The sequence below is a fragment of the Amycolatopsis sp. NPDC006131 genome, from assembly GCF_040614175.1.
Classification (GTDB): Bacteria; Actinomycetota; Actinomycetes; order Mycobacteriales; family Pseudonocardiaceae; genus Amycolatopsis_E; species Amycolatopsis_E tucumanensis.
On the sequence record NZ_JBEXTX010000206.1, the window covers coordinates 1 to 5,932 of the forward strand.

6 protein-coding genes are annotated in these 5,932 nt (G+C 70.9%); all 6 read right to left on the reverse strand.

Annotated features, from left to right (window positions below; all coding sequences use genetic code 11):
- Window positions 1-115 precede the first annotated feature (115 nt).
- The 6 genes from folK to ABZ215_RS43035 all read right to left on the reverse strand — a co-directional run bounded on the left by folK (window position 116) and on the right by ABZ215_RS43035 (window position 5,747).
- Window positions 116-619, reverse strand: a complete 504-nt coding sequence (gene folK / locus ABZ215_RS43010; protein WP_354956680.1) for a 2-amino-4-hydroxy-6-hydroxymethyldihydropteridine diphosphokinase — start codon at window positions 617-619, stop codon at window positions 116-118.
- Window positions 616-978, reverse strand: coding sequence for a dihydroneopterin aldolase (folB, locus tag ABZ215_RS43015; RefSeq protein ID WP_237339132.1), 363 nt, complete (start codon window positions 976-978; stop codon window positions 616-618). Before folB ends, folK begins: the two co-directional genes overlap by 4 nt.
- On the reverse strand, window positions 971-1,804 hold the full coding sequence (folP, locus tag ABZ215_RS43020; RefSeq protein WP_354956682.1) for a dihydropteroate synthase: 834 nt from the start codon (window positions 1,802-1,804) through the stop codon (window positions 971-973). Before folP ends, folB begins: the two co-directional genes overlap by 8 nt.
- Window positions 1,801-2,403 carry a GTP cyclohydrolase I FolE gene (gene folE / locus ABZ215_RS43025; protein ID WP_027936564.1) on the reverse strand — a complete coding sequence of 201 codons (603 nt, stop codon included), beginning with the start codon at window positions 2,401-2,403 and terminating at the stop codon, window positions 1,801-1,803. Before folE ends, folP begins: the two co-directional genes overlap by 4 nt.
- The gene (gene ftsH, locus ABZ215_RS43030; protein WP_237339134.1) at window positions 2,393-4,744 is read right to left on the reverse strand and encodes an ATP-dependent zinc metalloprotease FtsH; all 2,352 of its coding nucleotides are present in this window, start codon (window positions 4,742-4,744) and stop codon (window positions 2,393-2,395) included. Before ftsH ends, folE begins: the two co-directional genes overlap by 11 nt.
- A gap of 199 nt (window positions 4,745-4,943) precedes the next feature.
- Window positions 4,944-5,747: an ESX secretion-associated protein EspG gene (locus ABZ215_RS43035; protein ID WP_020422647.1), complete on the reverse strand. Its 804-nt coding sequence runs from the start codon at window positions 5,745-5,747 to the stop codon at window positions 4,944-4,946.
- Window positions 5,748-5,932: the final 185 nt, after the last annotated feature.

Genomic DNA, 5,932 nt, shown 5'->3' on the forward strand with positions numbered 1-5,932 from the left:
CCGCAAGGTTGGCATGTTCGGCTGCCGGTTGGCGGCCTGGGTTGCGGCCCTGGCTCAAGGTGATCGTTGCGTGTCAGGCGACGGGATGACCACCCGGCTGCCTTGGGTTCAAAGATCAAGGGCACCGCTGCTGGCGCGGGAAGGGCTGCAGCAGGCGCACTGACTCGCGGTCGGAGTCGGGGCGCGCGGCCAGCAGGTCGCGGACCGGGCCGTGGCCGGGTAGTACCGCGGCCGGGTCGATTTCCAGCCACGGGATCAGCACGCTCGCGCGCTCGGGCGTCCCTGGGTGCGGCAGCAGCAGCTCCGGGTCGTCCGAGCGCACCCCGTCCACCGTGACCACGTCGACGTCCAGCGTGCGCGGCCCCCACCGCAGTTCCCGCACCCGGCCTGCCCGGCGTTCCAGCTCCTGGCCCGCCCGCAGCCACGACCACTCGTCCCGCGCTGGATCGTCCACAATGCACACCGCATTGAGAAAGTCCGGCTGGTCCTCGACGCCCCACGGTTTCGTTTCGTACACACTGGACACCGCGACCACCGCCGGCCCGAAGAAATCGATCACCGACTTCAGGTACGCCAGCCGGTCGCCCAGGTTCGAACCCAGCGACAGGACCGCCCTCACACGCGCTCCCGGTGCACGGTCACCGCCACGTCCGCGAAGTTCAAGGGAATCGGCGCGGACGGCTTGTGCACCGTCACCTCGACCGCGGACAACCGCGAGTCCTTCAGCACCTCGTCCGCGATCCGGCCCGCCACGCTCTCGATCAGGTCGTACGGCTCACCGCCGACGATGTCCGCCGCCAGCTGCGCCAGCTCGCCGTAGTGCAGGGTCTGCGTCAGATCGTCCGAAGCGGCGGCGGGCGCGAGGTCCAGCCACGCCACGATGTCGACGACGAACTCCTGCCCGTCCCGCTTCTCGTGCTCGAACACCCCGTGCCGCCCGAACACGCGCAGCCCGGTGAGCGTGATCCGGTCAGGCACGCCCGCGCCTCCACGCCGCCGCGACCGCGACCGCGTCCAGCGACGAACCCACGTTGTGCACCCGCACGCCCCACGCCCCCTTCACCGCGGCGATCGCCGACACCGCCGCCGTCGCGTCCTCCCGGCCGTCCGGCGGGCGCGGCGCACCAGTGGAGTCGGCCAGCAGGCTGCCCAGGAACCGCTTGCGCGAAGCGCCCACCAGCACCGGGAAACCCATGTCCAGGAAGACTTCCAGCCGGTTCAGCAACGCCCAGTCGTGCTCGGCGCGCTTGGCGAACCCCAGCCCGGGGTCGACGACGATCTTCTCCGGCGCGACCCCGGCGGCCAGCGCCGCGTCGACCCGCGCCTGCAGCTCGCGCCGCACGTCGTCGACCACGTCGTCGTACTCGGCGAGCGCGTTCATGTCCTTGCTGTGCCCGCGCCAGTGCATCAGCACCCACGGCGCCTGGCTGCTCGCGGCCACCTTCGCCATGTCCGGGTCGGCCAGGCCGCCCGACACGTCGTTGATGATCTCCGCGCCCGCGTCCAGCGCCGACTCCGCGACGGCCGCGCGGGTGGTGTCCACCGAGAGCCGCAGGCCGTCGGCCGCCAGCGCACGCACCACGGGCAGCACGCGAGCGGTCTCGGTCTCCGCGTCCACCCGGGACGAACCGGGCCGGGTGGATTCGCCGCCGACGTCGATGATGTCCGCGCCGCGCGCCCACATCTCGTGCGCGTGCGCCAGCGCGGCATCCAGGTCGAGGTACCGGCCGCCGTCGGAGAACGAATCCGGCGTGACGTTCAGGACGCCCATCACCAGACAGCGGTCCGGCGCCCCGGTGGTCATCGACGGCCCTTGATCAGCTCCAGCGCCTCCGCCCGGGAGGTCGCCGACGTCTGCAGCATGCCGCGCACGGCCGACGTCGTGGTGCGCGCGCCCGGCTTGCGGATGCCACGCATCGACATGCACAGGTGCTCGGCCTCGACCACGACGATCACCCCGCGCGGCTCCAGCTTCCGCACCAGCGCGTCGGCGATCTGCGACGTCAGCCGCTCCTGCACCTGCGGGCGCTTCGCGTAGAGGTCGACCAGCCGGGCCAGCTTCGACAGGCCGGTGACCTTGCCGTGGCTGTTCGGGATGTAACCCACGTGCGCGACGCCGTGGAAGGGCACCAGGTGGTGCTCGCACGTGCTGTACATCGGGATGTCGGTGACCAGGACGAGCTCTTCGTGCGACTCGTCGAACGTGCGCTCCAGCACCGACGCCGGATCGCTGTACAGCCCGGCGAACATCTCCCGGTAGGCACGGGCGACCCGGGCCGGAGTGTCCCGAAGGCCCTCCCGGTCCGGGTTCTCGCCCACGGCCTCCAACAGCTCACGCACCGCTTTCTCGGCGCGCGCCTGATCGAAGACCGGCCCCTCCTCGGGCGTCAGCTCACTGTCGATCTTGACCGTCCTGCTCGTCGGGGTTCCGCCGGTGCTGGCCCTGCCCCTCCTCGGAGCCACCGAACCAGTCGCCCTGCCGCGGCTGCTCGCCCTGGTTCGGGCGCCACGGAGTCTGGCCACCCGGCTGGGTCGCCGGGGTCCAGCCCGGAGGCGCGCCGTAGTTCGGCGGGCCGGACTGGTTGCCGCCGTTGTAGGGCTGCGGCCACTGACCGGTGCCGTTCGGGCCGTACGGGCGGCCACCGCCGTTGGGCGGCGGGTAGTTCCCGCCCGACGGGGGCGCGTACGGGTTCGACGGCGGTTCCGGCTGGCTGTAGGGCGGGCCACCGGGCAGGTCGCTGCCGCCCGGCGCGGTTCCGACCGGGGTCGGCACCTGGCGTGGCGCCGGCTTCTTCTCCGGCGGCGGCCACGGCTCGCCGCGCTCCATCGCCAGCTCGCCGGGCGTCTTGATCGGCGGCTTGTCCGACGGGGTGCGCTCACCGAACTCGTTGAAGACGGTGATGTGCGGCCGCTTCTCGACGGTGGCGAAGATCCGCTCCAGGTCCTTGCGGCTGAGCGTCTCCTTCTCCAGCAGCTCCAGGACCAGGTCGTCGAGCACGTCGCGGTAGGTGTTGAGCACCTCCCACGCCTCGGTGTGCGCGGTCTCGATGAGCTTGCGGACCTCTTCGTCGATCTCGTGCGCGACCTCGAGCGAGTAGTCCGCCTGACGCCCCGCGGACCGGCCCAGGAACGGGTCGCCCTGGTCCTGGCCGTACTTCACGGCGCCGAGGCGGGCGCTCATGCCGTACTCCATGACCATCGCCTTGGCGATCTTGGTCGCCTGCTCGATGTCGGAGGACGCGCCGGTGGTCGGCTCGTGGAAGACCAGCTCCTCCGCCGTGCGGCCACCCATCGCGAACACCAGCCGGGCGATCATCTCGGAGCGGGTCATCAGCTGCTTGTCGTCCTCGGGGACGACCAGCGCGTGCCCACCGGTCCGGCCGCGCGGCAGGATGGTCAGCTTGTAGACCGGCTCCAGGTCCGGCATCGCCCACGCGGCGAGCGCGTGCCCGCCCTCGTGGTAGGCGGTGATCTTCTTCTCCTGCTCGGAGATGATCCGGCTCTTGCGCGCCGGCCCGCCGATGACCCGGTCGACCGACTCCTCCAGCGCCGCGTCGGTGATCACGTGCCCGTTCTGGCGGGCGGTGAGCAGCGCGGCCTCGTTGATGACGTTGGCCAGATCGGCGCCCGACATGCCCACGGTGCGCTTGGCCAGCGCGTTCAGGTCGACGCCCTGGGCCAGCGGCTTGCCCTTCGAGTGCACCTCGAGGATGGCGCGGCGGCCTGCCAGGTCCGGCGCGGACACCGGGATCTGCCGGTCGAAGCGGCCGGGGCGCAGCAGCGCCGGGTCCAGGATGTCCGGGCGGTTGGTCGCGGCGATCAGGATGATGCCGCCACGCGAGTCGAAGCCGTCCATCTCGACGAGCAGCTGGTTCAGCGTCTGCTCGCGCTCGTCGTGACCGCCGCCGAGGCCGGCGCCGCGCTGGCGGCCGACCGCGTCGATCTCGTCGACGAAGATGATGCACGGGGCGTTCTGCTTGGCCTGCTCGAACAGGTCGCGGACGCGGGAGGCGCCGACACCGACGAACATCTCGACGAAGTCCGAACCGGAGATCGTGTAGAACGGCACGCCGGCCTCACCGGCGACGGCGCGCGCGAGCAGCGTCTTACCGGTGCCGGGCGGGCCGTAGAGCAGCACGCCCTTGGGGATCTTCGCGCCCAGCGCCTGGTAGCGGGCCGGGTTCTGCAGGAAGTCCTTGATCTCGTAGAGCTCTTCGACCGCCTCGTCGGCGCCGGCCACGTCGGCGAACGTCGTCTTCGGCATGTCCTTGTTCAGCTGCTTGGCCTTGGACTTGCCGAAGTTCAGGACGCGGTTGCCGCCGCCCTGGGCGTTGTTCATCATCCACATCAGCAGCAGGAGCAGCAGGCCGAGCGGGATGATGTAGTACAGGATCTGCGTGAAGAAGCCCTGCTGCGTGACCGTCGTGTTGAACTTGACGTTCGTGCGTTCGATCAGGCTCTGGTAGATCGAGCCTGCCGACTGCGACGGGTACGAGGTGATGATCTGGTCGACCTGCTGGCCGTCGACGTCGATCTTGTTCGTGAGCGACAGCTTGAGCTGCTGCTCCTTGTCCTCCAGGTTCGCTTCCTTCACGTTGTTGCCGGTGATCTGGGCGATCGCCTGTGAAGTGGGTACCTGGGTGTATCCACGGTCGCTGTCGAAGAGGGTGTTGACCGCGAGGAAGATCAACACAACCGCGACGATCCACAGCAGCGGGTTCCTGAGCAGGCGCTTCCGGTCCATATGCCTCGGCCGTTCGGCCTCGACCCTCCCTGGCTAGGCGGTAGATGTCACATCCGCCGTCACGGTGTAGACAACAACTTGCGGTGTGCGAGGAACACCCCGTCCATCCAGGGTACAGTCCGGCCGACATGGGCACCTGCACGAGTCTCAAGCAGGTCAACGGCCGGTGCCGTGGTCTGGTTCCCCGGAGGGGTCCGGGTCAGTTGCCCGGCTCGGTTGTGACGCCCGCCACCATCTCGCCCAGCCTGGTGCGCAGCGTTTTCGCGTCCGCGGAGGACACGGTCACCCACTCCCGCCCGTCGGCGCCCGGCCGTGACAGGCTCAGGTACCGGCCGGTGGCCGTGTCGAACCAGCCCAGCACCGGTGACCTGCGACGACCGCTCACCTCGGACCTGCTGTTCGCGGCCAGCTGACCGCCGCGCAGCCGGGGCTGGCCGGCCAGCCGGGCGTAGGCCTCGCGCGGGTCGGAGGAGCCCTCGGACAGCGAGCGGCGCCGCGGCTTCGGGTCGCCGCCGACCGGGACGGCCGTCCTGGCCGGCTGGATCCGCAGCGCCTCGTCGACCGGAAGTGTGATGGAAGCCTCCGTGCCACGCGTGCCCGGCGGCAGCAGGTCGACGACCGTCGAGGCCAGCCCCTCCGGGAAGGCCGGCCGGATCCAGATGCCGTCGGCGTCCTGGATCGCCACCACGCCGAGCGTGCCGTCGGTGGCGGCGAGTATCGACACCGGCGGGACCTGGAAGTCCGGGATGTGCACGGCGTCGATGCTGGTGGTGCCCTGCGAGAGCACCCGGAACCAGTCCTCGACGCGCGGGTCGAGGCGGCCGTAGTGGTCGCGCAGGCCGCGGGCCTTCAGCTCCTCGTGGGCCCGCTGCCGCAGGCGCGCGCGCTCGTCCATGGTCGCGCCGTGCGAGCGCACCTGCAGCGGGTACGGCAGTTCGCCGATGCCGGCCGCCTCCCAGAGGAAGTCGAACGTCATCGGGGTGAAGAACTCGGGGCGGTTCACCGGGCGCTCTCCGGGGTCGGGGTCTCGCCGGCCGCGTGGGCCATCGGGGGCGCGGCATCGGCGGAGGCGGCTACGAGCCGGCTCTGACCACAACCGGCCTTCATGAGGTGGTTCACCAGGCACCACCCGGCGCCAGGGTCTCGCCGGCGGCGCTGACCAGCATCTCGCCGAGCCGGCGCCGCAGG